At 37.4% G+C, this 321-nt stretch carries 1 protein-coding gene; it reads left to right on the top strand.

What is annotated here, in order from left to right; genetic code table 11:
- On the top strand, nt 1-321 hold a 321-nt coding region (locus tag SB775_RS28340), incomplete at both ends, for an IS3 family transposase (RefSeq protein ID WP_410864500.1).

Consider the following 321-nt stretch of genomic DNA (forward strand, 5'->3'; position numbering starts at 1 on the left):
TGCATCCATCAAAGGAAACCTTCATGATATTCAGCTCTTCCACACAGATCGAGGGAATGAATTTAAAAACAAGCTAAATGATGAAACGTTAACCACGTTTAAAATTGGCCGTTCACTTAGTATGAAAGGTTGTCCATATGATAACGCCGTCGCGGAAGCGACCTTTAAAATCATTAAGACTGAGTTCGCCAATCAAAAAAAGTTTACGAACTTATCCCAGCTAACGCTCGAATTTGGAGACTATGTGAACTGGTTTAATAAGCTAAGAATTCATGGAACTCTTGGCTACTTAAGTCCTCTAGAATATAAAAAATTATCCCT

Source organism: Peribacillus sp. SIMBA_075 (assembly GCF_046534585.1).